The sequence below is a fragment of the Paraburkholderia sp. BR13444 genome, from assembly GCF_040948755.1.
GTDB classification, from domain to species: Bacteria; Pseudomonadota; Gammaproteobacteria; order Burkholderiales; family Burkholderiaceae; genus Paraburkholderia; species Paraburkholderia youngii.
In genome coordinates this window covers 28,794-54,576 of the sequence record NZ_JBFPKM010000025.1, presented here as the reverse complement: position 1 = coordinate 54,576, position 25,783 = coordinate 28,794, and the positions used below count along the sequence as shown (strand labels likewise).

At 61.0% G+C, this 25,783-nt stretch carries 25 protein-coding genes; 12 read left to right on the top strand and 13 right to left on the bottom strand.

Going from position 1 to position 25,783, the window contains the following annotated elements:
* Window positions 1–151: 151 nt before the first annotated feature.
* Window positions 152–1,795, top strand: a complete 1,644-nt coding sequence (locus tag AB3X95_RS37295) for a Na/Pi cotransporter family protein (protein WP_176123550.1) — start codon at window positions 152–154, stop codon at window positions 1,793–1,795.
* Window positions 1,796–1,825: 30 nt separating this feature from the next.
* On the opposite strand, the gene AB3X95_RS37290 is transcribed toward AB3X95_RS37295, so the two are convergent.
* Complete coding sequence (locus AB3X95_RS37290; RefSeq protein WP_184227730.1) at window positions 1,826–2,743, bottom strand: AraC family transcriptional regulator; 918 nt, start codon at window positions 2,741–2,743, stop codon at window positions 1,826–1,828.
* Between the two features lie 99 nt (window positions 2,744–2,842).
* On the opposite strand from AB3X95_RS37290, the gene AB3X95_RS37285 reads away from it, so the two are divergent.
* Window positions 2,843–3,592 (top strand): SDR family oxidoreductase, encoded by a 750-nt coding sequence (locus AB3X95_RS37285; protein ID WP_184227729.1) that lies wholly within the window; start codon window positions 2,843–2,845, stop codon window positions 3,590–3,592.
* Between the two features lie 38 nt (window positions 3,593–3,630).
* Here the strand turns inward: AB3X95_RS37285 and AB3X95_RS37280 are convergent, their stop codons facing one another.
* Window positions 3,631–4,371: an SDR family NAD(P)-dependent oxidoreductase gene (locus AB3X95_RS37280; protein ID WP_176123680.1), complete on the bottom strand. Its 741-nt coding sequence runs from the start codon at window positions 4,369–4,371 to the stop codon at window positions 3,631–3,633.
* A gap of 121 nt (window positions 4,372–4,492) precedes the next feature.
* Between AB3X95_RS37280 and AB3X95_RS37275 the strand changes: the two genes are divergently transcribed.
* Window positions 4,493–5,383: a LysR family transcriptional regulator gene (locus tag AB3X95_RS37275; RefSeq protein WP_176123553.1), complete on the top strand. Its 891-nt coding sequence runs from the start codon at window positions 4,493–4,495 to the stop codon at window positions 5,381–5,383.
* Between the two features lie 33 nt (window positions 5,384–5,416).
* On the opposite strand, the gene AB3X95_RS37270 is transcribed toward AB3X95_RS37275, so the two are convergent.
* Window positions 5,417–6,307 carry a LysR substrate-binding domain-containing protein gene (locus tag AB3X95_RS37270; RefSeq protein WP_368623880.1) on the bottom strand — a complete coding sequence of 297 codons (891 nt, stop codon included), beginning with the start codon at window positions 6,305–6,307 and terminating at the stop codon, window positions 5,417–5,419.
* 101 nt (window positions 6,308–6,408) lie between these two features.
* Here AB3X95_RS37270 and AB3X95_RS37265 point away from each other — a divergent pair, with 101 nt between their 5' ends.
* Complete coding sequence (locus tag AB3X95_RS37265) at window positions 6,409–6,999, top strand: LysE family translocator (protein ID WP_176366770.1); 591 nt, start codon at window positions 6,409–6,411, stop codon at window positions 6,997–6,999.
* Window positions 7,000–7,051: 52 nt separating this feature from the next.
* Here the strand turns inward: AB3X95_RS37265 and AB3X95_RS37260 are convergent, their stop codons facing one another.
* The 4 genes from AB3X95_RS37260 to AB3X95_RS37245 all read right to left on the bottom strand — a co-directional run bounded on the left by AB3X95_RS37260 (window position 7,052) and on the right by AB3X95_RS37245 (window position 9,848).
* Window positions 7,052–7,288: a hypothetical protein gene (locus tag AB3X95_RS37260; protein ID WP_368623879.1), complete on the bottom strand. Its 237-nt coding sequence runs from the start codon at window positions 7,286–7,288 to the stop codon at window positions 7,052–7,054.
* A gap of 76 nt (window positions 7,289–7,364) precedes the next feature.
* Complete coding sequence (locus AB3X95_RS37255; RefSeq protein WP_176111829.1) at window positions 7,365–7,562, bottom strand: hypothetical protein; 198 nt, start codon at window positions 7,560–7,562, stop codon at window positions 7,365–7,367.
* An 86-nt stretch (window positions 7,563–7,648) separates the two neighbouring features.
* Window positions 7,649–8,998, bottom strand: a complete 1,350-nt coding sequence (locus AB3X95_RS37250; RefSeq protein ID WP_368597624.1) for an NAD(P)/FAD-dependent oxidoreductase — start codon at window positions 8,996–8,998, stop codon at window positions 7,649–7,651.
* 379 nt (window positions 8,999–9,377) lie between these two features.
* Window positions 9,378–9,848 (bottom strand): ribonuclease, encoded by a 471-nt coding sequence (locus AB3X95_RS37245; RefSeq protein WP_176111827.1) that lies wholly within the window; start codon window positions 9,846–9,848, stop codon window positions 9,378–9,380.
* 257 nt (window positions 9,849–10,105) lie between these two features.
* Here AB3X95_RS37245 and AB3X95_RS37240 point away from each other — a divergent pair, with 257 nt between their 5' ends.
* The 3 genes from AB3X95_RS37240 (at window position 10,106) to AB3X95_RS37230 (ending at window position 13,056) form a co-directional block, all read left to right on the top strand.
* Window positions 10,106–10,726 carry an NnrS family protein gene (locus AB3X95_RS37240; RefSeq protein WP_368623878.1) on the top strand — a complete coding sequence of 207 codons (621 nt, stop codon included), beginning with the start codon at window positions 10,106–10,108 and terminating at the stop codon, window positions 10,724–10,726.
* A 465-nt stretch (window positions 10,727–11,191) separates the two neighbouring features.
* The gene (gene phbB / locus AB3X95_RS37235) at window positions 11,192–11,935 is read left to right on the top strand and encodes an acetoacetyl-CoA reductase (protein WP_368623877.1); all 744 of its coding nucleotides are present in this window, start codon (window positions 11,192–11,194) and stop codon (window positions 11,933–11,935) included.
* Between the two features lie 701 nt (window positions 11,936–12,636).
* Window positions 12,637–13,056, top strand: a complete 420-nt coding sequence (locus AB3X95_RS37230; protein ID WP_176366773.1) for a DUF1810 domain-containing protein — start codon at window positions 12,637–12,639, stop codon at window positions 13,054–13,056.
* 72 nt (window positions 13,057–13,128) lie between these two features.
* Here the strand turns inward: AB3X95_RS37230 and AB3X95_RS37225 are convergent, their stop codons facing one another.
* Together AB3X95_RS37225 and AB3X95_RS37220 are read right to left on the bottom strand one after the other, a co-directional pair.
* Window positions 13,129–14,091, bottom strand: coding sequence for a lyase (locus AB3X95_RS37225; RefSeq protein WP_368623876.1), 963 nt, complete (start codon window positions 14,089–14,091; stop codon window positions 13,129–13,131).
* A 120-nt stretch (window positions 14,092–14,211) separates the two neighbouring features.
* The gene (locus tag AB3X95_RS37220; RefSeq protein WP_368623875.1) at window positions 14,212–15,051 is read right to left on the bottom strand and encodes a quinone oxidoreductase; all 840 of its coding nucleotides are present in this window, start codon (window positions 15,049–15,051) and stop codon (window positions 14,212–14,214) included.
* Between the two features lie 368 nt (window positions 15,052–15,419).
* Here AB3X95_RS37220 and AB3X95_RS37215 point away from each other — a divergent pair, with 368 nt between their 5' ends.
* The 3 genes from AB3X95_RS37215 to AB3X95_RS37205 all read left to right on the top strand — a co-directional run bounded on the left by AB3X95_RS37215 (window position 15,420) and on the right by AB3X95_RS37205 (window position 18,243).
* A complete protein-coding gene (locus tag AB3X95_RS37215; protein ID WP_368623874.1) occupies window positions 15,420–15,779 on the top strand; it encodes a hypothetical protein in 360 nt (119 codons plus the stop codon).
* 581 nt (window positions 15,780–16,360) lie between these two features.
* Window positions 16,361–18,046: an FAD-dependent oxidoreductase gene (locus tag AB3X95_RS37210; protein ID WP_368623873.1), complete on the top strand. Its 1,686-nt coding sequence runs from the start codon at window positions 16,361–16,363 to the stop codon at window positions 18,044–18,046.
* 5 nt (window positions 18,047–18,051) lie between these two features.
* Window positions 18,052–18,243 carry a DUF2783 domain-containing protein gene (locus AB3X95_RS37205; protein ID WP_013094246.1) on the top strand — a complete coding sequence of 64 codons (192 nt, stop codon included), beginning with the start codon at window positions 18,052–18,054 and terminating at the stop codon, window positions 18,241–18,243.
* Window positions 18,244–18,250: 7 nt separating this feature from the next.
* Here the strand turns inward: AB3X95_RS37205 and AB3X95_RS37200 are convergent, their stop codons facing one another.
* Together AB3X95_RS37200 and AB3X95_RS37195 are read right to left on the bottom strand one after the other, a co-directional pair.
* The gene (locus AB3X95_RS37200) at window positions 18,251–19,105 is read right to left on the bottom strand and encodes an IclR family transcriptional regulator (RefSeq protein WP_368623872.1); all 855 of its coding nucleotides are present in this window, start codon (window positions 19,103–19,105) and stop codon (window positions 18,251–18,253) included.
* A gap of 5 nt (window positions 19,106–19,110) precedes the next feature.
* The gene (locus AB3X95_RS37195) at window positions 19,111–19,914 is read right to left on the bottom strand and encodes an IclR family transcriptional regulator (RefSeq protein WP_368623871.1); all 804 of its coding nucleotides are present in this window, start codon (window positions 19,912–19,914) and stop codon (window positions 19,111–19,113) included.
* A 205-nt stretch (window positions 19,915–20,119) separates the two neighbouring features.
* On the opposite strand from AB3X95_RS37195, the gene AB3X95_RS37190 reads away from it, so the two are divergent.
* A complete protein-coding gene (locus AB3X95_RS37190; protein WP_176123564.1) occupies window positions 20,120–21,079 on the top strand; it encodes an MBL fold metallo-hydrolase in 960 nt (319 codons plus the stop codon).
* A gap of 124 nt (window positions 21,080–21,203) precedes the next feature.
* On the top strand, window positions 21,204–22,529 hold the full coding sequence (locus AB3X95_RS37185) for an MFS transporter (RefSeq protein ID WP_368623870.1): 1,326 nt from the start codon (window positions 21,204–21,206) through the stop codon (window positions 22,527–22,529).
* Between the two features lie 83 nt (window positions 22,530–22,612).
* On the opposite strand, the gene AB3X95_RS37180 is transcribed toward AB3X95_RS37185, so the two are convergent.
* Together AB3X95_RS37180 and AB3X95_RS37175 are read right to left on the bottom strand one after the other, a co-directional pair.
* A complete protein-coding gene (locus AB3X95_RS37180; protein WP_176123566.1) occupies window positions 22,613–22,837 on the bottom strand; it encodes a hypothetical protein in 225 nt (74 codons plus the stop codon).
* 168 nt (window positions 22,838–23,005) lie between these two features.
* Window positions 23,006–25,780, bottom strand: a complete 2,775-nt coding sequence (locus AB3X95_RS37175; protein ID WP_368623869.1) for a hypothetical protein — start codon at window positions 25,778–25,780, stop codon at window positions 23,006–23,008.
* Window positions 25,781–25,783 lie beyond the last annotated feature (3 nt).

Below are 25,783 nucleotides of genomic sequence, written 5' to 3'. Positions count from 1 at the left end.
GCTGACCCTCAGGGAAAGAGTCGCGAGCTGACGCTCACCGTCACAGCTGCGCAGATGCCGGAGGCGCCGCGCATACTCGGGGAGGCAATCGCGGCGGGCGCTGAGCGGGCCTGAAAGATGCGCACGACAAAAACATAAAGGGAGGTGCCGGATGATAATGATCGTGCTTCATCTCGCGGGTGGCGTCGCGCTGCTGACGTGGGGCCTTCATATGGTCGAGTCCGGTCTGATGCGCGCATTCGGCGCGTCGCTCAAGCGCTTCATGGCGAAGAGTCTCGGCAACCGGCTGAACGCGTTCTGCGCCGGGCTCGCGATCACCGGCGCGCTGCAGAGCAGCACGGCGACCGGCATGATCGCGTCGTCGTTCGCGGCACGCGGTTTGATGCGGCCTGTTACCGGGCTCGCGATCATGCTGGGCGCCAACGTCGGCTCGACGCTGATCGTGCAGGCGTTCTCGCTCGATCTGAGCTGGATCTCGCCGGTGTGTCTGCTGGTTGGCATGACGCTCTTCGAGAAGGGCAAAGGCTCGCGCAATCGTGATCTCGGCCGCGCGTCGATCGGGCTCGGCCTGATGCTGCTTGCGCTCACGCTGCTCGTCTCGACCGTGCAGCCCGCCGAGACCGCCCCTGCCCTGCGCACGGTGCTCGGCGCGCTGGCAGGCGAGCCGGTGCTGAATGCGGCGCTCGCGTGCGTGCTCACTTGGGCCGCGCATTCGAGCATTCCGGTCGTACTGTTCGTGATGTCGCTCGCCAACCTGCATACCGTGCCGATGGACACAGCGATCGCGATGGTGCTCGGCGCGAACATCGGCAGCGCGCTCAACCCGTATTTCGAGGCCGCGAAAGGCGCCGACCGCAGCCGCCGGCGCCTGCCGGCCGGCAATCTCGTGCTGCGCGGCGGCGTGTGCCTGCTGATGCTCGCCGCGTGCGCGCCGCTCGCAACGTTGCTCCAGCAGGTCTACGGCAGCCCCGCCCGTGCAATCGCCGACTTCCACACGGGCGTGAACGTGGCGATCGCCGTGGTCTTCATCGGGCTGCTCGCCCCTGTCGCGCGCCTTCTCGAACGGCTGCTGCCGGCGCCGGGCGCCGCCGAGAACGGCGACGCGCCGCGCTACCTCGACGAAGCCGCGCTGCGGGTGCCCTCGCAGGCGCTCGCATGCGCGACCCGCGAATTGATCCGGATGGGCGATATCGTCGAAGCGATGCTGTGCGCGAGCGTGCCGGTGCTGATCGCAAACGACCGGCGCGCGGTGCACGAGATCGCGGCGCGCGACGATGCGGTGGATATGCTGCACGATGCGATCAAAAGCTACGTGACCGAGGTGACGCGCGAGTCGCTCGACGACGAAGACCGGCGCTGGGCCTCGGCGATCATGACCTCCGTGATAAACCTCGAACATATCGGCGATATCGTGGACAAGAATCTGATGGAGCTGGCGCAGAAAAAGATCAAGGCACAGGTGAGCTTTTCCGCTGAAGGCGCCGAGGACTTGCGCGCGCTGCACCAGTTGGTGATCGACAGTTTTCACCGGGCTCAGGCGCTGCTCGTGTCGGGAAGAACGCAGACCGCGGAGCAACTGCTCGAGGACAAACAGGCGCTGCGGCGCCTTGAACGCGCCGCGCGGGATGCTCATCTCGACCGCCTGCGCGAGGGCAAGCCCGACAGCATCGCGTCGAGCTCATTGCATCTCGACGTGCTGCGCGATCTCGTGCGGATTCAGTCGCACATCTGCGCGCTCGCTTATCCGCTGCTCGAGCGCGAGGCAGCTAACGATGGCGATGCGCAGGTTGCATGAGGCGAGACACGGCGCTTGCGCTACGAAGCTTCATCGAGCGACGACGACATTCGCCGCGTCTCGAGCATACTGCGTCGGCGGCAGTCCGACATGACGCGTGAACGCGACGCTGAATGCGCTTGCCGAGCTGTAGCCGACACGTTCCGCGACCGCCGCGATGCTGACTTCGTTCGAGCGCAGCAGATTCTTGGCGATAGCCATGCGCCACGACAACAGATACTCCATCGGTGCGACGCCGACCGCGCGGCTGAATCGATCGAAGAAAGCGGACCGTGAAAGCGCGGCGGCTTTTGCCAGTTGCGCGATCGTCCAGGGCTGATGCGGGCTTTCGTGCATATGACGGATCGCGAGCGCGAGACGGGGGTCGGCGAGGCCGCGGACGAGTCCGGGCGATGCCCCGGTTCCCGTGGCTCGCAACGCTTCGATGAACAGCACCTCGAGCAGCCGCGCCAGCACGACCTCGCGCGCGGGCCGCTGCGCGCGCGACTCTTCCCTCACGAGCTTGACGAGTGTCGCGAGCCGGCGTTCACCGCGCACCTGCACGAGCTTGGGCAACAGCGAGACAAGCAAGGCCGCGTCCGGCGAACCGAACGCGCAGAGGCCCGCAAGCCATTGGGCTTCTGGCGCGACCGATGCATCGCCGAAACGAAAACTGCCGTCGGGCAGCGCCGCGGGCGCGCTATTGGAGACGTCGTCATCGTCGGGCGGATCGCTGCTCGTCATCGTGAAGCTGAACACCTCGGGCACGAGCACGAAGTCATCGGCCTGCAGAATCAGCGGCTCGCAACCATTGACGGATAGACGCAGCGATCCTTCGAGCACCACGCAGTAGAACGGCTGGCCGACTTCCGTGCGGCTCGCGCGCCAGCGCCCGGCGCCGCTGAGCACTTTCGAGAACGTGGGTGTCGGCTTGAGCAGTGTGACGATTTCGGCGAGCGGGTCGATCATGATCGGACGATTTCGAATGAAACCTGGACGCTCGATTGTAGCGAGTCCTCGCTGTCAGGACTTATTGTGTCGGGACTGTCACCAACCACAGGATTCGACATGAAGACCGTCTTGATTACCGGTTGCTCGTCCGGCTTTGGCCTCGAAATCGCGCGTTATTTTCTGGATCGCGACTGGCGCGTGATCGCGACGATGCGCACGCCACGTGAAGACGTGTTGCCGCGCTCCGATCGTCTTTCGATTCTCGCCCTCGATGTGAAGGACCCGCAAAGCATTCGCGCGGTCATCGATGCGGCCGGGCGGATCGATGTGCTCGTCAACAATGCGGGTATCGGCTTTCTGAATGCGCTCGAAGGAACGCCGATGGACACCGCGCGCGATATCTTCGAGACCAATACGCTCGGCACCATCGCGATGGCGCAGGCCGTATTGCCGCAGTTGCGCGAGCGCCGCGAAGGGGTGATCGTCAATGTGACGTCGACCGTCACGTGCAGACCGCTGCATCTGCTGTCGGTCTACACCGCGAGCAAGTCCGCGGTCAACGCGTTCAGCGAATCGCTCGCACTCGAACTGGAGCAGTTCAATGTGCGCGTGCGTGTCGTGTTGCCGGGACGCGCGCCTTCCACCCGCTTCGGCGAAAACGCGCGGGCACGCATGAAAGACGGATTTCCCGAGCCGTACGACGCGCTCGCGCAGCAGGTTTTCGCTAGGTGGGAGAAAGAAACGGCCGTCACGCATGCATCGGATGTCGCCGAAGCGGTTTGGCTCGCCGCGACCGATTCATCGAGCCCGTTCAACATCCCCGCCGGCGAGGACGCTGTCGAGTGGTACCACGCGCGCGTCAGATAGCACACGCCGGGCAAACATCGCCGCGGCTTTTTCGACCGTCACACCTGGCCGATGCCACCGTCATTCATCAAATCGGCACCCGTCATATAGGAACTCTGTTCTGAGGCGAGAAAGAGCGCCGCGCTGGCCATCTCCTCGGCGCGGGCGAGTCGGCCGATCGGAACCATGCTCTTGTACATGCTCACCAGATCCTCGCGTGTCGCCGACTGGGAATCGAGTATCGGGGTGTCGGTGACACCAGGGCTCAGCATGTTGACGCGAATGCCGCGATCCTTGAATTCGGCAGCCCACGTGCGGGCATAGGAACGCAACGCGGCCTTCGTCGCCGCGTAGGCGGTGTGTCCTGGGATGCCCATCACGTGCATGGCCGACGAAACCAGAATGATCGACCCACCACCCGTCATCATCGGCAGCAGCTTCTGCACCAGAAAGACCGGGCCGCGCGCCATCAGGTTGAATGCCTTGTCGAAATGCTCAGGCGTGATGGTGTCGATCGAAGCCTGCTCGGTAAAGCCCGCGTTCGACACGATGATATCGACGACACCCTTTTCTTCCCTGACAACCGCAACAACACGATCGAGGTCATCGAGATTCGCGGCGTCGGCCTGAATCGCGGTAACGTTGCGTCCGATCAGTTTGACGGCCTCGTCGAGCTGGCCTTGCCGACGGCCGAAGATAAAGACGTGAGCGCCTTCGGCGACGAACCGCTGGGCGATCGCCAAGCCGATACCGGTCGTTCCGCCGCTAATCACGGCGATCTTGCCTGCGAGAGTATTCATTGAAGCTTCCGTCCGATGTTGAATGGAAGTCCCATCGTAATTGCGGCCCCCACGAATGATAATCGGCGGATTTATCATAAGATCCATTCACCGAAAGAATAGGTCCCACGAGAGGAATGCAATGGATCGGTTTCACGAATTGAACGCCTTCTTCGCCGTTGTCGAAGCGGGCGGCTTTTCCGCCGCGGCGCGCAGAACCGGCGAGTCACAGTCCTCTATCAGCAAGTCGATCGGCGCGCTGGAAAAGCGCCTCGGGGTACTGCTATTCAACCGCAGCACACGCAGCGTGACCTTGACCGATCAAGGGCAGAAATACTACGAGCGGACCAAGCCGTTGCTCGACGAGATCGAGGTAGCCGACAGCGAACTGACCAGCAGCACGCTGGATGTCTCGGGCCTTGTGCGGATCGCCTGCGCTTCTACATTCGGCCGCCTGCACGTTCTTCCGCTGATTCCCGAGCTGCTGTCGCGCCATCCCGGTCTTCGGGTCGATCTTGTGTTGTCGGATTTCGTGCGCGATATGGTGGAGGATCGAATCGATCTCGCGATTCGAGTGGGCTCCGTCAACGATCCGGATTCTGTCGTGAAGCGAATTGCCAGCACGCCGCTGGTCTGTGTCGGATCGCGTCGCTATTTCGAGCAACACGGAGTACCGAGGGAACCTGCGGAACTCGCCAATCACAATTGCCTGCTCTACGGTGGTCTGCTGGAATCGGCGAACTGGCCTTTTCATGGGCCACGAGGCCGGTTCAGCGTGCCGGTGCGAGGCAACCTGTCGTCGAATAGCGTCGAGACGATCCGATCGGCCGTGCTCGGGGGCGTGGGAATCGGCCTCTTCGCGAAGCTCTCGCTTGCCGACGAACTCAAGCATCCGGACATCGTGACCGTGCTCGACGATTTCATTCGGGACGCCCGTGATGTGAGCATCATCTGGCCGCGGCGGCGTTTCGTGCCTGCGCGCGTGCGCCGGGTCACTGATTTTTTCGCGGCGGCGCTGCCGCAGCGCTTGTAGGAACGCTCCAGAACGCACTTCAAACGCAGTACGTCACGCGATGTTCACTAGCGGCGCGCGGCGCGTGCTTGCGTCGCTCGACATCGACTCGCGTACATGGCGCGCGAATTCCTGCGCCGCTGGCTGAACCGTCGCGGGCAAGCGCAGACATATCGCGAAGGGAGGCAGTGCAGGCAAGCCGCTTGCGCGAGGCGTGAGCGTCTCCAGATCGGCCGGCACCGTGGAGGCGAGCCAACTCGTGACCGCGAGGCCCGCGCGCACCGTTGCGGCGGTCGCCTCGATGTTTCCGCTCTCGAACACCGTTCGCCACGCGATGCCCTCGTGCGCGAGCGCACCGAGCACCACCGAACGGAAAGCGCAACGCTCGTCTACCATCGACAGCGGCAACGGCCGCTTCTGCCACACCTCACTGCCGCGCCCCTTGACCCACACCAACGGCTCGATGCAGACCACTTCACCTTCGGCTTCGCTCGCGACATATTCGACCAAGGACACGTCCACGCGACCGCTATTCACCGCCTCGCTCAGTTCTGGCGACGCCGCGCACATCAAGGTTATTTCGACGTGCGGATGCGCGTCGGCGAATGCCTTCATCGCGGGCGCGAGCCGCGTTACGAGATCGGGAGGCACGCCCACACGCAAGGCGCCGCGCAACGGCTGCGCGGTCATGTCGGCCCAGATTTCATCGTTCAACTGAAGCAGCTTGCGCGCCTTCACGAGAAACTGCTCGCCTTGGCGCGACAGTTCCAGCCGGCGCGTCTTGCGAACGAACAGAAGGCAATCCAGCACATCTTCGAGGCGCTTTACCTGCTGGCTCACCGCGCCTTGCGTCATGTGCAGCAAATTCGCAGCGACCGTCATGCTGCCGCTATCGGCGACGGCAACGAAGGTGCGGATCAGATCGAGGTCGAGATTTCGGCTCATCTATGCATTATGTCGCGTAATGTACCGCATCAATATTATTAGCTTTTGCGATGCTTTGACGATCCGTACAGTGCAAATTCCCTGATTTCGAATCTGCACCGATGACCTCGATACTCCCGCTTCTGCTCTTCGTCGCCGTCGCCACCGCGACGCCCGGTGGCGCGACCACGCTCGCCACCGCCTCGGGCGCACGTTTCGGTTTCGTACGCTCGATACCGCTGATGCTCGGCATCGCTCTGGGCCTTGCGTTGCTCGCTGCGCTCGCCGCGCTCGGGCTGGGCGGTCTGCTTCTGGCGCTGCCGTCGCTGCAAACGGCGGTGAAAGCGCTCGGCTCCGCCTATCTGCTATGGCTCGCCTGGCGCATCGCGCGCAGCGGGCCGCCAAACGCGGGCAACGGCCCCGCGCGTCCGATTACGCTCGTCAACGGTTTCCTGCTGCTCTGGCTCAATCCGAAAGGGTGGGCGATGACAGTCGGCGCGGCGGCGTCGTTCGCGCTGCTCGCAAACAACCCGAACCGCCTCGCGATGCTGCTCGGAGGAGCGTTCGGGGTGGCTGCCTGCGCTTCGCTCGCGCTATGGTGCGCGCTCGGCGTGCTACTCGCGCGGCTGTTTCGGACGCCACGCCACTGGCGCCTTCTCAATCTCGTGATGGGCGTGCTGCTCGCCGCATCCGTCATTCCGACCTGGCGATAAGCCTGAAGCCGCGTTCGTCGATGCATCGGATAGTTTGGTCGCCGCCCCGTTATCAACGAGGCTGATTCAAACGAACACCTTTTGGAGCCGACCAGGCGTTGGCTGATTCATATCGACTCCTCGACTCAACGCCACCGCAAACCAGGCTGACTCCGCGAATCTCGATGACCTCGACTATTGACGGCGATTTTGCCTGCGAGAGAGAGGCATGGAGATCTTCTGTCTGGTAATGGATGAAAGCCAGATCGTAGTTGCAAGATCGGGGAGTGATAATGCGCAGATTCTTCATAAGGCCAATTCCTGACGAGAATAGCCGTGAGCTCCGGCTCAATCGGTGAGTTGGCCGTTTCATGGCCCGAAGCGTGTCAGTTGTAGCCAAGAACAGCGGCAGACGACACATCTGGCCTCTCAGGCACATTCGAGGCGATCGTCGATACCGTCGATGCAAGAAACGATCGGTACACGGAGCGCGATCGATTTTCAGAGCCATCCTTGCCGTTTCGAGCGCGCGTGGCGCCACTGCTCGAGTCGACGCTGAAAGGCGATTGGTCGAAGCTGTTCATGGTCTTTCTCCGTCTTGCTGGTGTTTGGAATCGGTTGATTTATTCGTCACGGCCAGACCCTTCGGCCATTTACAACGAACTGTTGCTCAGTGCAGTTTGACGTGCGGCGCCGTGCTTCGACGGAGCCGATGCGCGAGGGTATTGACGATCATGCGTGCATAGCCATGCAGCGCCGCAACGTGCATCCGATACAGCGACAGGTACATGAAGCGGGCAAGCAGTCCGTCCACGAGCATGCTGCCGCCGATAAGGCCTCCCATCAGACTCCCCACTGCATTTGCATGCCCGAGCGACACTAGCGAGCCGAGATCGCGATACGCGAACTCCGGAAGCTTTCGTCCCTCGATGCGTCGCCCGAGTGCCTTGACTAAAAACGATGCCTGCTGATGAGCCGCCTGGGCGCGCGGTGGCACATTGCGCTCGAAGCCCAACCACGGACACGCCGCGCAATCGCCGAATGCAAAGACATGGTCGTCCAGCTCGGTTTGAAGCGTGCGACGCACACTGAGTTGCCCCAGATGATTGACTGTCAGACCATCGAGAGTTGAAAGCACTGTGGGCGCCTTGATACCGGCGGCCCACACAGTGAGATCCGCACGAATCGTCTTGCCGTTTTTCGTGCGGATAAATCCGGGCGTGACCTCCGCGACCCGCTCGTCGACCATCAACTTGACACTGAGTTTGCCCAGCAATCTTGCAGCCGCGGCAGACACGCGTTCTTTCAACGCTGGCAGAATCCGCGGCCCTGCTTCAATCAGCACGATCCCGACGTCGTGTGTGGGGTCGAGCCGATGCAAGCCGTACGATGACAGTACCTTCGCGGTATTGCGCAATTCCGCGGACAATTCCACGCCCGTAGCGCCACCACCAACGATCGCGACCTGAACACGAGGCGCGCGTTCGCCAGGCACTCCGCCAGCATCCCGCTCACCTGCGTTTTGTGTTTGTTCGGCGCGAATGCAAGCTGCAATCAGGCGCTTTCTGAAGCGTTCCGCTTGAGCGACGTTGTCAAGCGCGAGCGAGTTCTCCGCCGCGCCCGGCACGCCGAAGTAGTGCGTTGTACTACCGATGGCCAGAATCAACGAGTCGTACTCGATTCGGCGCGGCGGAATCAGTTCAGTTCCGTCGTCGTCGAGGAGTGGCGAAAGCAGGACGTGTCTAGAGCCACGATCCAGTCCGACGAGTTCGCCCTGGATGAACTGGAAGCCGTGCCACTGTGCTTGCGCGGCATACGCCAGTTCCTGTGCGAATGGATCGAGACTTCCCGCTGCGACCTCGTGCAGTAGGGGCTTCCAGATATGCGTCGGGTTGCGGTCGATCAACGTAACGGACGCACGTTGCGCCCCGCCTCTTCGTCGACCGCCATAACGATCGCCTAGCCTCGTTGCGAGTTCAATGCCACCCGCCCCTCCTCCCACGATCACAAAACGATGCATGAAGATTCTCCCTGGTCGACGACGCGCGGTACGGTAATCCAACACAGCGGTTGAGAACCACTATCGCAGATGCCCGACGGCAGGAAAATCTCATAGTTCTGATGGCTGCCTTCAGCTTTTCTGATTGACGGATCGCGCCGTCTGAAAACCGCTTGAGATCGTCTGCTGGGAGATAAGGATCGTTGTCAACGCAGACCCATGGGACAACTTCGGTCAGCGTCAATGGGATGAGGTCGCGGCGGCCATCGAGTTATCCATTGCTCAAACGCGACGACGCCATCATCGCCGGCGCAATCGGCATTGATCGCTAGCGCATGGTCAGGAGCGCGGGATTGATACGGTCGTCAGGCGTGCAGCGCTCGTGCAGTTGATTCCGTCTTTATTCTGCAATGCGCTTAAAGCTGGCGTAGTAATCGTCGGTGTAATAGCACTCGCCGATCTGCTTGCGCGGCCCGCCACAGACTATCCGGCGTTGCCCGCGATCCGTCGCGCCAGGTGTGCGAACCGTATAGGTGTGGTAGTAGCCGCGCGGATGTTTCGGCAGCAAGCCCGCGGTGTTACGAAACAGGACGCCGTCGTCGCTGAACGGGAAGGGGCCGCCTGCTTTGATCAGGCGCAGCGTTTCGGCAGCCTCCGCCGGCAACTGCGCTTTGGTAACAGTGACCAGCGCCACCGTGCCTTGCGCGCCCGAGGCGGCGGCCGCTTCGCTCGCGCTCTGTGCAGGTTGAACCGGCGCCGAGCTCGCAGATGCGCCCGATGCCTCAGTAGCGTTTTGCGGTCCCTGCTTGCCGCATCCGCCGAAGATCACGCTCAACGCGACGATGCAGGAGAAAGCTGACGCTCTCTTCACGAAACGGTTCTCCCTTCGTTGACCAGCGCCCGACGACCAGGATAGATGTAAAGGTATCGCTAATGACGGGGCGAATCAATGTTCGATCGGAAATTGGCACTTTTCCATGACAACCAGGCCGATGGGCTCCACCGCACCTGACGATGCTGTTAGTGAGGCTTCGTCTGGAGAGCGCCATCGGGCGGCCAGATGGCTCCGCTGGCGCGAACATTCGTCGCATGTGGCGAAAAGGCATCTAGTCGCCGTTTGGAGCAGTCATGAAGCGGACCGTCAGGATCGCATCAGGTCAAGTCGACACACCACCCCGCATCGCTCTGTGGGCGCTCGCGATTCATACCTTCACGGTGGGAGTCATTGGAACCGCGATCATCGCGATGATCACGCGGACCGCACGCGGACACACCGGACGCGAACTCGTGGCCGGTAAGGTCGAGGTCGCCTGCTACGGTCTGTTCATTCTGGCGACCTTGATTCGGATGCTCGGCCCCTGGCTCGCGCCGCAGTTCACGATGGCCTGGATATACGCATCCGGTCTATGCTGGGCGGCCGCGCTGGTTCTCTATTGCCGATACGGAGCGTGGCTTGTCCTCGCCCGTCGATGGCAAGCCGGGTTGAAGAACTCGTCCTCTTCGAAGCGGCCAGCAAGCGAGATCCGTCGTAGCCGCTTCGAACGCCTTCATTTCGCCCCGACGCCCGCTCGCTCGCGGCGTTGCCATCGAACCCGTCGAAACAGAGTCGCTTTCCCTGGCCCATCCGCTTTTGTGATCGGACGACCGGACGCGCGAACGATCGTTCGCACTGACTTCACGAATGCGTGGGCAATAGTCAGTAGGCCAACAATGTACAAAAACTACATTTCTTTCGTTGCAAAGATGTAGTTTTTCTACTACTATCGCCTCGTCGGTCGAACTTACGGCCGTTGCCAGACCTAGCCGACACGGTGCGCCTATCGCAATCGAAGGACAACAGACGGCTTCTCTGTACCTTCAATTGTTACCGGTAACATGAGGAGCAAGGTAAGCGTACGCGAGGCGCGTCTTCTCGTGCAATCAGGTCTATGTCGAATCCCTTTCGCGCTTTCATCTGATTAATTAGTCCTGCCAATGACGTCATCAGAAGCGGAGTGCTCGCCCCCTGGTCAGCAGACGAATGCGTGCGGAACCCGCGAGGCAGGCCGTGCCATTTTGTCCGCGACAGAGACAGAGGACCGATTCATTTTCGCCGGACGACCTGACGCAATTCAGGTCGCGGCAATACGTTGTGCCAAAGCAATGGCGCGTTGTGCGAGACGGCTATTGGGTTATTCACGTTCCTCGCAGATATGACGATCACGGACGGAAAGAATGACGAAACGAATTGCTGTGGTGACTGGCGGTATGGGCGGTCTGGGAGAAGCGATCAGTACGAAACTGCACGATGCAGGTTATGCGGTGGTAGTCACGTACTCGCCGAACAACACCGGCGCAGCGGCATGGCTCGCGAACATGGAGGCTAAAGGCAGGAACTTTCGCGCGTATCCGGTCGATGTGGCCGACTACGATTCATGCCAGCACTGCGCAGCCAAAATTCAGTTTGAAGTCGGCCCGGTCGACATTCTGGTGAACAACGCCGGAATCACCGAGGAAATGACGCTCCGGAAGATGAACAAGGTCAACTGGGACGCAGTCATCCGCACCAACCTGGACTCGGTGTTCAACATGACGAAGCCGCTGTGCGAGGAGATGGTCGCGCGGGGTTGGGGACGCATCGTCAACGTTTCGTCCGTCAACGGCTCGAAAGGCTCGATTGGCCAAACGAACTACGCAGCTGCCAAGGCCGGCATGCACGGCTTCACGAAATCGCTGGCGCTGGAAGTAGCGCGTAAGGGCGTTACCGTCAACACGGTTTCGCCGGGATACCTGGCCACCAAGATGGTCACGGCGATCCCTCAGGAGATCCTCGATACGAAGATCCTGCCGCACGTTCCTGTGGGGCGTCTGGGCAAGCCCGAGGAAGTGGCGGCGCTCGTGCTTTACCTCTGCTCCGACGACGCCAGCTTCGTGACCGGCGCCAATGTTGCGATCAACGGCGGCCAGCACATGCAGTAACAGTCGCGCGACGCCCGCGCCAGCCGGTTCGTGCAGAGACACCGCACGAACCGGCCCGAACCGCTGACGCAACACACCTATGCTTTCCAGAGAGGAACGTGTGATGAGTGAAACCTGGATGGGACTGGTGATCGGAGGCACTGCCCTTGGTATCGCAATGTTCATGGTCGTTAGCCACTATCGCCGCGAGCGAATGCGGGCACGAATGCTGCGGGAACTGAATCGTCACGACTCGTGGCATCAAACGCGCGCACGAAAGTGATTGCACGCCGTACATGGATATCCACCAGCGCATATGTATTGCCTGAAAGAAGCAGGCTCACCTGACGCCTGACGAACAGACCGGATTCAGTCGGTCACCACATTGAGAGAAGTGGATGAAAACTACAAGCAGAAAACCGTCTGGAGACAGAGCGAGCCCCTATTCGCCCCAGACTGCCGAGGATGCGATTTCCCATCTCGAACGGGTCCTGTCGGCGGGCGCCGCGGAATCCCTGTTCACCGGCGTCTACTGGCGCGCGCGGGTTCAGCAACTGAGCGCTACGCGAGGGCTGACTCCGTTGCAGCGAGCAAGGCTCGTGAGACTACTCAAGTCTCTTCCATTGCCGGTACGGGGCGAAGACCGATCGTAGACCTGTACGATCATGCGCGCGAGAATCGTGATTCAACGATAGGTTTCCACGTTTGGAGCGGAGTACGAAATGGACGATCCCTACGACCTTCAACGCTTCCTCGATGCACAGGACCCGGTCTACGCCCAGGTATGCGATGAACTGAAGCATGGACGTAAGCGAAGCCACTGGATGTGGTTCGTGTTTCCTCAAATCGAGGGGCTCGGCACCAGCGCAATGGCTCAGCGATTCGCGCTTTCGTCGCTGGCCGAAGCGCAAGCGTACGTGCGCCACCCGATACTTGGCGCACGGCTGCGCGAAACCACGCAACTGGTCAACCTCGTCAGCGACCGCTCCATCGAAGAAATTTTCGGCTATCCGGATCACCTCAAGTTTCGCTCGTCGGTGACCCTGTTCGCGCGCGCCACGAACGACAACGATGTATTTGTCGAAGCTTTGCGCAAATATTTCGGCGGCGAGGCCGATCCGCGAACCCTCCAACTGCTCTAGCCATTTTGGTAGCGGGCCCGCGCACGTGGGGCGCGGCGGACTGCGCAATTCCGTTCTCGGGGAAGTGTGGCGTCACTGCCGACCCGCACCGGCTGCACGGGACCGGTAAAGCAGCAGATGATCGGTCGCGGATTCGGACAGCCAGACCTCGCCTGGACGGCCCATCATCTGACGCACGTTCGCGTGGTCACGCGGCAGTGGCAAGACGTCGAACCGCTCGGTACGCGGATCGAAGCGCACGAGCGCATTAGCGCTCCATTCACTGAGCCAGACGATGTCCTCGTCGTCGACGAATATTGCGTACGCGTGCGGACCGTTGCCGGGCAGCCGCCATTCGCGCCATTGATCCGTCGCAGGATCGAACACGCCGACTTTGCCGGCGTTCCACTCGCTGATCCAGACGCGCCCGCTCGAATCGGCCCAGACGCGGCGCGCGCCCTGATTCGCCGTTGGCGGCTCGATGATCTGTGCCGCGCCCGTCGTCCGGTCGATGCGACCGAGGTAGCTTCCCGCCAGCGAAGCGAAATACAGATCCCCAGTGCGCGTCACGCAGATACCGTAGGGCCCCGCGCCGCGTGGAGCATCGAAGACGCGCATGCGTCCGCTTTGCGGATCGAGCTCGCCGTAGACACCACGTTGCCCGGTAAACCACAGATGCCCCTGTTTATCGAACACGGCAGTATTCAGATTGGCGTCTGACCGGTCCTTGGGCAGCGGAAAACGCGTGACGGCGAGCGTCTTCGGATCGATGCGCACGATTGCATTCTGGCCGCCGTCAGTGACCCACGCCGCACCATCGGGACCGACGATCACGCCATGTGGCGCCGAACCGGTGCCGAGCGCGATCGTGTCGATTTTGCCGCTGCGCGGGTCCAGCCGCCCGAGCGCTCCCCGCGCCTGGGCGGTGTACCACACGGTGCCGTCATGCGCCGGTGCGACGTCATGCGGTGCGCTGCCGGCCGGCACGACGAAGCTTTCGAACGACGACGGCCGCTGTGCTTGCGCCTGCGCGAGGCCAAGGTTGCCCGTGCTCATCGCGCAAGCGCTGGCGCAGATCATCAAGGCAATCACAAACCGGGCGGTCGATCGCGGGGCACAGTTCGTGAGATGAATCAGCATCTGCGGTCTCCGTCGCTGTCTGTGTCAGCTAACGTATCATGAATACCACTTGCCGAGCTCAACCCGACGCTTCAGCGCCCGGCAGCGCTCTACGCGTCTGCTTTCAGCCAGCCGCGGACGCGTGAGAAACAGCGAGCCCGCCTCACCAAGTTCGTAGGGACCGAGGTCGCGCATCGGCCCCGTGACCGAACCATAGTTGATGATCAGGCCGCGCACGCGTGCGGCGCGACAGCTATCGCGCAAGGTGGTCTTGCCGACCGCATCGAACACCACATCGACGCTCCTCCCGTGGGTCAACTCGCGAATCCGATCAGCGAAGGCGCCGTTTTTATAGAGCATCACATGATCCGCGCCGCGCTCTCGCGCGATAGCAGCCTTTTGCGGCGTACTCGTCGTCGCGAACACTTCCGCGCCGCGACGTCTCGCAAGCTGCACGAGCAACTGTCCGATGCCTCCTGAGGCCGCATGCACGAGACAGGTCATGCCCGCTTCGAGCTTCGCCACGTCTTTGATCAGATAGTGCGCCGTCGAACCCTGAAAGATCGACGCAGCCGCAATGTCGTAGCGGATATCGTCGGGCAGTCGCGCGAGCCGCGCGGCGGGCACGATCGCAAAGTCGGCGTATGCGCCCCACGATATGCACCATGCCACGCGATCGCCCGCGCAAAGCGACGTCACAGCTGTCCCGGTTTCGATGACCTCGCCCGCGCCTTCCATGCCCAGCGTGCAGGGAACCCTGACAGGATGGGTGCGCGAATCGCGGTACTTGCCTTGCCGCGTGTGGACGTCCATGAAGTTGACGCCCGCCGCGGCGACACGCACCAGCACCTCGCCGGAACCCGGCTTCGGTATGTCGAGTTCGACACGGCGCAGCATCTCGGGACCGCCGTATTAATGAATCTGGATCGCTCGCATCAACCCGTCTCCGTTGGTTTCGCTCAGTCGTGGTGGTCCGGTTGTCGATTCACACCCGCCGGACGGACGATCAGCGGCGACCCCGCCACGTCGGGCACTAAATTCAGCCCTGCCAATAGAGGGTTTACCCTAGCAAATTCCACTGAAAGCCATTTGAAATGAATGTGACGTTCGTTAGAATGGGTCCTGTGCTGAGACGAATGCGAAAGAGTCCATCAGCGCCTCGCTGTACCGGAGGCAACCGCAGTCGGCTGACAACCTCACATCACTTATGACTTGGAAGGCAGTCGTCATTATTCAGTAGACCTCAATTGAACGGAGAGTAAATCATGAGCCGCCTTACCAACCGAATCGCCACAACGCTCGTCGTGCTCGGCCTGATGACTTCGGGCGCAGCTATCGCGCAGCAGCCAACCACGACGGCGCCCCCGGTCGCAGAGGTTGCTACCGTACCGGCGACTACCCACAATGACCCTATCGTTCAGAAGCGAAACGAGATTCGCGAGGCTAACCGCGAACAACGCGCCCGGACCGCGGAAGCCAGAAAGGCATTCAGGGCCGAAGCTCGCGATGCCCGGCAAGAACGCAACCAGGCGGCGAGCGAATCCCGCGACCGCGCACGCGCGGCCTTGGCTGAATCGGCACAACTTGGCACGACTCAGGCCGGCGCGGCGCATACCACCCAATGAGTCATAAACGCTACGGGGTTTGTTCAGGAAGAGCGGGGGCCGGTCCTCAGCGGAGAAGAGTCCAATCGAAGATGATCAGTCGGCACCCGGCCCTTCCTAACAGCGGAGCCCTCGCATGCGCGAGCGGCTCCGCAATTTTTTATATGGCAGTTTTTAGCAACTTCACCGTAGCAAGCCGGCCGGCCACCTCACTCAAAACCTGAACTGTGCGACGCGGTCAACGAGGTTTGCAGCCTGTTGCCTCAAGCTCTCCGCCGCCGAAGCCCTTTCGTCGACGCGCGCTACGTTTTGCTGCCTTGTTTCGTCCATCTGACAGACCGTTTCACCGACTTGCCCTACGCCGACGCTCTGCTGCGCGCCAGCGTTGCTGATTTCCGAGACGAGAATACTCACTCGCTGAATCGCCTCCACGACGTGCGAGTCAGCGATTTCGTTGCAAGGTCAGCACATGCGGGAGCAAACCGCACCAGGGTAAATACAGATTCGATCGCTCGAAAAGCTTTATAAAATGAGCAGCATTAGCAAGGAGCAATAATGCTTGCTATAGATTAATCCAAGATATCCGCAGAACCGGAGACGCCATGCAGATCGACTACCAAACGATGCGCTTCGACTACGAGCGAGCCGCCGACCACGATGCCGGTGCCCCGCTCACCTATCCGGTCGTCGTGATCGGCGCTGGCCCGGTCGGGTTGTCCGCGGCCATCGATCTGGCCCAGCAGGGCGTTCGCACCGTGCTGCTCGACAACGACGACACGCTGTCGAGCGGTTCGCGCGCAATCTGTTTTGCGAAGCGCACGCTGGAAATTTTCGACCGCCTCGGCTGCGGCAAGCGGATGGTCGACAAAGGCGTGAGCTGGAACGTCGGCAAGGTGTTCCTGCAGGACGAGCTGATCTATACCTTCAACCTGCTGCCCGAAACAGGCCACGCGCGACCTGCATTCATCAACCTGCAGCAGTACTACGTCGAAGGCTATCTGGCAGACCAGGCGAAGCAGACCGCGAATCTGCAAATGCGCTGGAAAAGCAATGTGATCGGGGTGACGCAGCAAGACGACCATGTCGAGTTGCAGGTCGAAACGCCCGACGGCATTTATCCGATGCGCGCTCAATACGTGGTCGCTGCCGACGGCGCGCGCAGCGCGGTGCGCAAGGCGCTCGGTCTCGACAGCCACGGTCGAACCTTCAAAGACCGCTTCCTGATCGCGGATGTGAAAATGAAGGCGCCGTTTCCGACCGAACGCTGGTTCTGGTTCGATCCGCCCTTCCATCGCAATCAATCGGTACTGCTGCACAGGCAACCCAACAACGTCTGGCGCATCGATTTCCAGCTCGGCTGGGACGCCGATCCGGTCGCGGAGAAACAGCCTGAAAAAGTGATTCCGCGCGTCAAAGCGCTGCTCGGCGACGATGCCGAGTTCGAGCTCGAATGGGTCAGCGTCTACACGTTTTCGTGTTTGCGGATGGACAGCTTCCGGCATGGCCGCGTGCTGTTCGCTGGCGATTCGGCGCACGGTGTCTCGCCGTTCGGCGCGCGCGGCGCGAATAGCGGCGTGCAGGATGCCGACAATCTCGCCTGGAAGCTGCGGCTCGTCGTCAACGGCGACGCGCCGCCGGCGCTGCTCGATACCTATGCATCGGAGCGCGAATATGCGGCGGACGAAAACATCCTGAACTCATCGCGCGCCACCGACTTCATCACGCCGAAAAGCGCGGTCTCGCGGATGTTCCGCGACGCCACGCTCAAGCTCGCGAAGGAGTGCCCGTTCGCGCGGCGCATGGTCAACAGCGGCCGTCTGTCGGTGCCGGCGATTCTGCGCGACTCGCCGCTGAACACACCCGACGCCGACGCGTTCACCGGCGCGATGGTGCCCGGCGCAGCTAGCACCGACGCGCCCGTCAAGCTCGCTGGCGAAAACGCCTGGTTCCTGAATCAGACCGGACATGGCGGCTTCACGGGTGTGCACTTCTGCGGCCAGGGAGACGACCTGACGAAATGCGCCGAACAGCTTTGCGCCCTCGCAGGTCTCGCGGTGCCGGTCCACTCGTTGATCGTCGTGCCGCGCGGCGCACCCGTGACCGGTCTGCCGGACATGCCTCACGTCACGGTGATCGAAGATGTAGAAGGCATCGTCACGCATCGCTTCGATGCGCGGCCGGGCACGTTTTATCTGCTGCGTCCGGACCAGCACGTCTGCGCGCGCTGGCGCGCTCTCGACACCGCATCGGTCACCAAGGCCGTGGATCGCGCAACCTGCAACGGATAACCATCATGACCAAGCTGAACATCGAAACGAACATGGCCGATCCCGATGCGTTCTATGAAAAACTCATCGACGCGCACAACGGACTGACCGACGAGCAAAGCCACTTCATGAACGCGAAGCTCGTGCTGCTGCTCGCGAACCACATCGGCGATGCCGACGTGCTGCTCGAAGCGCTTGCGCTGGCGCGCGCGGATTGAACCAGGTTCAGCGCCCAATCCAGCCGAATCGCCACGACAGCCGTCGTGTCGTGGCGAGCAGCCTCTGCGCGGTCGCGCCGCTCAGGCTGAAGTCAGAGCCGCCCGACGGACCGATCACCGCGACCACCAGACTGACGCTGCCCGTGTGATCGAACACGGGCGCGGCCAACGCGCCGATGCCCGGCACCGGCGCATCGAGTGCGTCATCGATACCGTCGTTGCGCACTTTCGCGCGGCGTGCCAGATAGGTCGGGACCAATGACGGCGCGCCCTTTTTCGACGACACGAACACCTCCGCGGCCGGCGCGCCAGCAAGTCTGATCGATTCCTGCGACAACAGCCCGACCAATACGTCGTCCGCGAGATGCGCGGCGAACACGCGCCCTATCGCCGTGTTGACGAGCGACATCACGGTGCCCACGCGCAGGCTCACGTGTTGCGGTCGCGCCGATTCCTCGAAGCGGATAACGGTAGGCCCCAAAGGTCCAAGAATCGCCACTGCGACGCTCATGCCGGACTCCGCCGCGAGCGTGACGATCTCCGGTTCGGCATCGCGAATCGGCGACATGCGCTGCAACGCGATCAGGCCGAGCTCCATGCCGAGCGGTCCCGCGCTGAAAAGACCCGCATCGTCGCGGCTCAGCAAGCCCACCTTGAGCAGACTCACCAGATGCGGAAACGCCTTGGCGGCGGGCATATCGGCGGCGGCGGCCAGATCGCGCAGCGACAGCGGGCGGCCGGCGGCAACGAGTGCCAGCAGGAGATCACCGGTGTTGTCGAGCGCGCTGATGCCGCGCTGAGCTTTCGTATCGCTGAGTGGGGGCGTGTTTGCGTCGGACGCGTCCGGGGTTTCGATCTGCATGATTCTCAGGTGGGTATAACCAGCGCTTCGGTGATGCGTCGGGAAGTTTCGAGCAGCTGACGTGCGACCGCGCCATCCCACGCGACGTCGATCGAGCCCGACGAGCCGATCGCCGTCAACGCGAGCTGCATCCGTTGGTCGCCATCGAACACCGGCACGCTCAGACTGCTGATGCCAGGACTCGGCGCATCGATACCGCGCTCGAGGCCGCGCGCGCGGATCTCATCGAAGCGCTTGCGCCATTCGGCGCTAGCCGACCCTTTGGCAGCGCGGCCGCGCGCCGGCGTCGGCTCGGCCGACTGCGCCTGGCTTCGCGCCATTTCCGCGACCTGCTCGGGTGCGCAAAACGCGCAGAAGACGCGGCCCGTCGATGTCGCTTCGAGCGACATCACCGTGCCGATGTGCAGATTGACATGCAGTGGCGCACCGCTGCGCTCGTACCGGACGATGGTCGGTCCCTGCACGCCCGCCACGCAGATCGCGACGCAAAGACCGATCCGCTCCGCGAGCGCAGCCGCATGGGGCGCCGCGATCCGATAGACGGGTTGCTGTTCGATATGCATGAGGCCAAGCCGCAACGATAGCGGCCCCGGCTCGTAGTTTCCGGTTAGCGCGTCGCGCTTGACGAGGCCAAGGCGCGTCAGGCTCACCAGATACGTATGCGCCTGCGCCGACGACAACTGCGCCTCGCCGGCCAGTTCGGTCAGCCCGAGCGGCTCGCGCTGTCGCGCCAGCGCCTGCAGCAGCCGTCCGCCGACCTCGACGCTTTGGATGCCACGCTGTTTCTTTTCGCTTGTCGTATCAGCCATCGTGTTGTCCGACCTTGCCTCGAAGGAGATTCGGCCCGTTCGGTGTCGCCCGTGGAAGGCCTAGATGGTATCCGATCGGACCGTGCCGACCAACCAACGGAGTTTACCCTAGCTTAGTTAATGACAAGGTATTTTGTCATTGACAAATATCCGTGCGACGACGATTATCAGTCATCCCCCAACGAGTCGCGAGACGGAGACAGACATGGCGAAGGCTTTCGCATCCCAGGCCGACCTGGAAGAAAAGAAGATCACGTGGACCCAATTGTCGGAAAACGCGTATGCGTACACGGCCGAGGGCGACCCTAACTCGGGCGTGATCGTCGGCGACGACGGCGTGCTGATCGTCGACACCACTGCCACGCCGGCCATGGCGCAAGACCTGATCGCGAAGATTCGCAGTGTCACCGACAAGCCGATCAAATACGTCGTGCTGTCGCACTATCATGCGGTGCGCGTGCTGGGCGCGTCGGCGTACTTCAAGGAAGGCGCGCAGCAGGTGATCGCCAGCCGCGGCACTTACGAAATGATCGTCGAGCGCGGCGAAGCCGATATGAAGTCGGAGATCGAACGCTTCCCGCGCCTTTTTGCAGGCGTCGAAACGGTGCCCGGCCTGACGTGGCCGACGCTGGTGTTCGAAAAGGAAATGACGCTCTTTCTCGGCAAGCTGGAAGTGCGCATCGCACATCTCGGCTCCGGCCACACGAAGGGCGACACGATCGTCTGGCTGCCATCGCAGAAGGTGTTGTTCTCCGGCGACCTGGTCGAGTACGACGCGGCCTGTTACTGCGGCGACGCGCAACTCGAACAATGGCCGGCAACGCTCGAAGCATTGCGCGCGCTGAATGCGGAGAAGCTGGTGCCGGGTCGCGGCCCCGCGCTGCTGTCGCCGGCGGAAGTGAACAAGGGCCTCGACTACACGAAAGACTTCGTCACCACGCTATTGCAAGCGGGCCGTGACGCATTCAGGGACAAGCTCGATCTGAAGGGTGCGATGGCGCTCACGCGCAAGGCGATGGACCCGAAGTTCGGCAATGTCTTCATCTATGAGCATTGCCTGCCGTTCGACGTGTCGCGAGCCTACGACGAAGCGAGCGGCATCACCCATCCGCGCATCTGGACCGCGCAGCGCGACAAGGAAATGTGGGACGCGCTGCAGAGCTGATCGCCCCACGCACTCCGGGAAAGACCGTCCGGTCTTTCCTTTTCCCGTTCAAACCATGAAGGCGCGCTAGACGCCTCGGGCGCGCTCGTCTTCGCACAGGCGCGCTCCGCACCTGGAGCGAGACATGCAGCATTCCCTCGATGGCAACGCCATTGGCCACGCCGCGTCCGTCGCGAGCGACGATTCGATGTTCAGAAAGGTCGCGTGGCGCATCGTGCCGTTTCTGTTTCTTTGCTACGTCGTGTCGTTTCTGGACCGGATCAACATCGGCTTCGCGCAATTGCAGATGAAGCATGATCTCGGATTCAGCGACGCGATGTACGGACTCGGCGCAGCCGTGTTCTATGTCGGCTATGTTTTGTGCGAGGTGCCGAGCAACATCCTATTGGCCAAATACGGTGCGCGTAAAACCTTCATGCGGATCATGCTGCTGTGGGGCATCGCGTCGATGTGCATGATGTTCGTGTCGAAGCCCGCGCACTTTTACGTTCTGCGCTTCATGCTGGGCGTGTTCGAGGCGGGCTATTTCCCAGGCATCGTGCTGTATCTGACGTACTGGTTTCCGGCCAGCCGGCGCGCCGCCGTGATCTCGGTGTTTTTCGCGGGCGTGGCGGTCGCGGGCGTGCTCGGCGGACTTTTCTCCGGCTGGATCATGCGCGACATGGGCGGCGTGCTGCAGCTGTTCGGATGGCAGTGGATGTTTGCGATCGAAGGCGCACCGGCTGTGATTCTCGGATTGCTGTCGTGGCGCTATCTGGTCGACAAGCCGCACGACGCGAGCTGGCTCACGCAGGCAGAAAAGGACCGGCTCATCGCGCTTTGCGCGCAAGGTCAGGCGAAAGACAGTGGGCATCACGGTCGCAGCTTCGCTGCGGCGTTGCTCAATCCGCGCGTCTATCTGTTCGCGTTCATCTATTTTTCGCTGACCTGTGCATCGCTGACACTCAACTTCTGGATGCCGTTGATGATTCGTGATTTCGGCGTTCAGGATGTGGTCGCGGTGAGTCTTTATACGGTGGTGCCGAATGCGATCGGCGCGGTGGGTCTGATTCTGATTGCGCGCCGGTCGGATCGGACCGGGGAACGGCGCAGGCATTTTGCTTTCTGCACGGTGGGCGGGGGTCTCGCGCTTGCGGCGCTTACGCTGCACCTGGGCAGCTTTGCTGCGATGCTGGGTATCTTGTCGCTGGCTGCCGTGTTGATTTTCGCGGCGCTGCCGATCTTTTGGGCGGTACCTACGGGCTGTCTGTCTGGGAAAGCGGCTGCGTCGGGGATTGCGTTTATTAGCAGTATTGGGATTACGAGCGGGATCGTCAGTCCGTGGGTGATCGGTCAGATACGTACGATGACGGGGAATATGGATGTCGCCATCTATTTGCTTGCGGGTTTGCTTGTGGTTAGTGGGGTTGCGTTGATGGTTGGTGTGAAAGCCGAGGCGGGGCGGCGTTAAAATGCTCGCCCAGCGGTAGTCATACTGCACCGTTCGACCTACCGCGCTGATCATCTTGACGAAATCAGGCGATTCTCGTTGTTTTATGTGTGATGGACGCGCCGGTACAGCTCGTCCACCGACGTGCGCAAAATGCCCACGGCGTCGCAAGAGAAGCTTTTGCTATAACCCATCGCATACGACGACTTCGACACCGCGGGCTGCGCAAGACCGTATTTCCCCTGCTGCGTGCTCAGATGCCCGTTTGCATCCTTTAGGCCTACGAGGTTGCCGGTCAGATCGTAGTAGTACGTGGCGAGCGGAAGCATCTCAATCTGCGCCCCGTTCTCCAGGTAACCATCACAGTCGACTCGCGCTTGGGAGTGAGAAAACCCATCGTGTCATACGACGAGTTTCAGACTCGCATCCCAGCTTTGTTCCTGCGCGGAAATACTTCGGCCTTCATCGACGGCTGGTACGGGACTACTGCTGCCGCTTTAGATCTGGCCGCTGAACATCAGATTCCCGATCGGAAATGAACCACCATTGCCAGGGATGTAGATGCCGCCGTTCTGAAGCCATTGCCCGGATGACGAGTATTCCGACTTTCCGATCGCATGGCCGGTCGCGTCGTACTGAGTTGACCAGTAGCTGCCGTCATTGTTATAGCTGTACTTGTAGAACCCCGTCAGATTCCCAAGTGCATTGAACGAGTCAAATTCTGTTTCCTGCAAGGCCGAGTTAAACAGATATGCATCGTAACTATTGTCTGCGTGGAACTGATAGACGGTGCGACCTCCGTCAGCGTTGAAGTTGATCTGCTGCGTGATGTGACCGGACGAGTCCCACTGGAAGTCCTGGTACAGTCTCCCACTGGAATCGTACTTTGCGAGTTCCTGTTGCATTCCGTTCGCGCCATATAGCGTTGCGGTTTGCGAATTGTCACCGTTGATCATATGGACAATGATGCTGCCGTTACTCTTAAAGTCGTTTTCCTGCGTCAGATGGCCGTTCGTGAAGAACTGGTCCTGCGTCTTGAAGCCATTGGCGGCGAACGTCGCGTATTCGATGATCTGGCCGTTCGGACCGTACAGCGAGACGTTCTGCGTGCCATCCACGTGGAAGTCATACTTGGTGGTGTTGCCACCTTGCACGTAGTCGTAACGGGTGGTCTCGGTCCCGTTCGTGAAAAACAGGTCCTGGGTCTTGAAGCCGTTGGCGGCGAACGTCGCGTATTCGGTGAGCTGGCCGTTCGGACCGAACAGGGAGACATTCTGCGTGCCGTCCACGTGGAAGTCATACTTGGTGGTGTTGCCGCCCTGCACGTAATCGTATCGCGTGGTCTCTATCCCGTTTGAGAAATACAGGTCCTGCGTCTTGAAGCCATTGGCGGCGAACGTCGCGTATTCGGTGAGCTGGCCGTTCGGGCCGAACAGGGAGACATTCTGAGTGCCGTCCACGTAGAAGTCATACTTGGTGGTGTTGCCACCCTGGACGTAGTCGTATCGCGTGGTCTCCGTCCCGTTCGAGAAAAACAGGTCCTGCGTCTTGAAGCCGTTGGCGGCGAACGTCGCGTATTCGGTGAGCTGACCGTTCGGACCGAACAGCGAGACGTTCTGCGTGCCGTCCAAATGGAACTCATACTTGGTGGTGTTGCCACCCTGAACGTAGTCGTATCGCGTGGTCTCTATTCCGTTCGAGAAAAACAGGTCATGCGTCTTGAAGCCGTTGGCGGCGAACGTTGCGTATTCGATCATCTGGCCGTTCGGATCAAATACCCCTGCAACCTGAGTGCCGTCCGTATGAAATTCGTACTCGACATAGCTATGATCAGGGCGGAAGTCGTACTGCTGCGTCTTTTGGCCGTTGGCGTAAAAGACGTCCTGAATCAGGAAACCACTCGCATCGTACGCTGCATACTCGGAGATGATCCCGTTCGGCCCAAACAACGCCAAACTCTGTGAGCCATCGAGATTGAAGTCGTGCTGAAGTATGCTGCCATCCAGCCCGAAGTCGTATTGCCGGCTTGTCGATCCATCGGACCGGAAAATGTACGCAGTCGTCTTGTTGCCGCTCACGTCAAAGAATGTATTCGAGATCGCTGTTCCGGTGGCGTCATACACCATCGCGCTCTGTGTCTTGTCGCCGTTGATCGTGTGAATGACGGACGTGAGATCGTTGGAATAGTCGTTCTGCTGCGTCACTTGTCCATTGACGATGACTTTTTCCGAAACTCCGTTCGCGGTGACGGTCACCTGCGAGGTCAGGGAACCGTGTGTGTCGTACACCGAGGTCCGCACATTGCCGGACGGATCGGTCACGGTAACCTGCACACCCTCGGTCGTCACGACGACCTGCTTTCCGTCTCCGGAAATGATGGCCCCACCAGTGTTGGACACGATAGAGACTTCGTCGACCTGGGAGCCGAAGAAAACTTCAAGCGCGACTTTCAGCGCATACTGGTTTGCCGCCTGCTGCTCTGCCGTTCCATCCGAAACGCCTGCCACCGGAAGATCGGGAAATACAGTCTTTGCAATCGCTTCCGACGTAGCATTTTTGAACTCCTGCTGATTGCTGATATCGCCGAAATTGATGTCATAGTGCACCAGAGCGCCGGTCACGCTATCCAGGAGTAGCTTGAGCGCCGTGCCGACAGCCGCGCCAACAGTGGCCGGAGCTTCGATTCGCATTGCCCAGTTGGCGATCTCTTCTACCTTGTCGAACTTGCCGGCCTGCACGTACGCGATATTCGCCTTCGTCACGGCCTCGAAAAGCGAGAAGGCCGCCTTGGCGTCGCCAACGACGCTTCCATCGGATTGCAGGATTTGCTGCCAGAGTGCCTCGCGGTCAACGTCGTTCAACAGTGCAAATGGTGTATCTAGCGTCCATACGTCATGGCTAAGGTTGTGCGACTCGAACACCTGGTTGTGGATATTACAAGCCTGCTCGGAGTTCAGATCCTTTGTCGCCACCCCGTTCGATAACTGATTTTGAGCCTGCACTATCAAGGCATTAACATATGCCTTGGCGAGGTCTAATTTAATTGATGCCATTTCCGTACTATCAACCGGATGGCCAGTCTGAGTTCCCGATAGACTGAGAAATTCGATTGCAGTGGAACCGCTTACTGTGTTGTTTAAATCCACCCCAAGCGCGAGGTTGGCGTAAGAATAACCTTGCGACTTGAGATAATTGTAAACACCCGCAACGTCTCCGGACGCCAGCTGATCGCTGAGGCTGTTGAGAGTCGCAAGGGATATTGCATTTGGCATGAC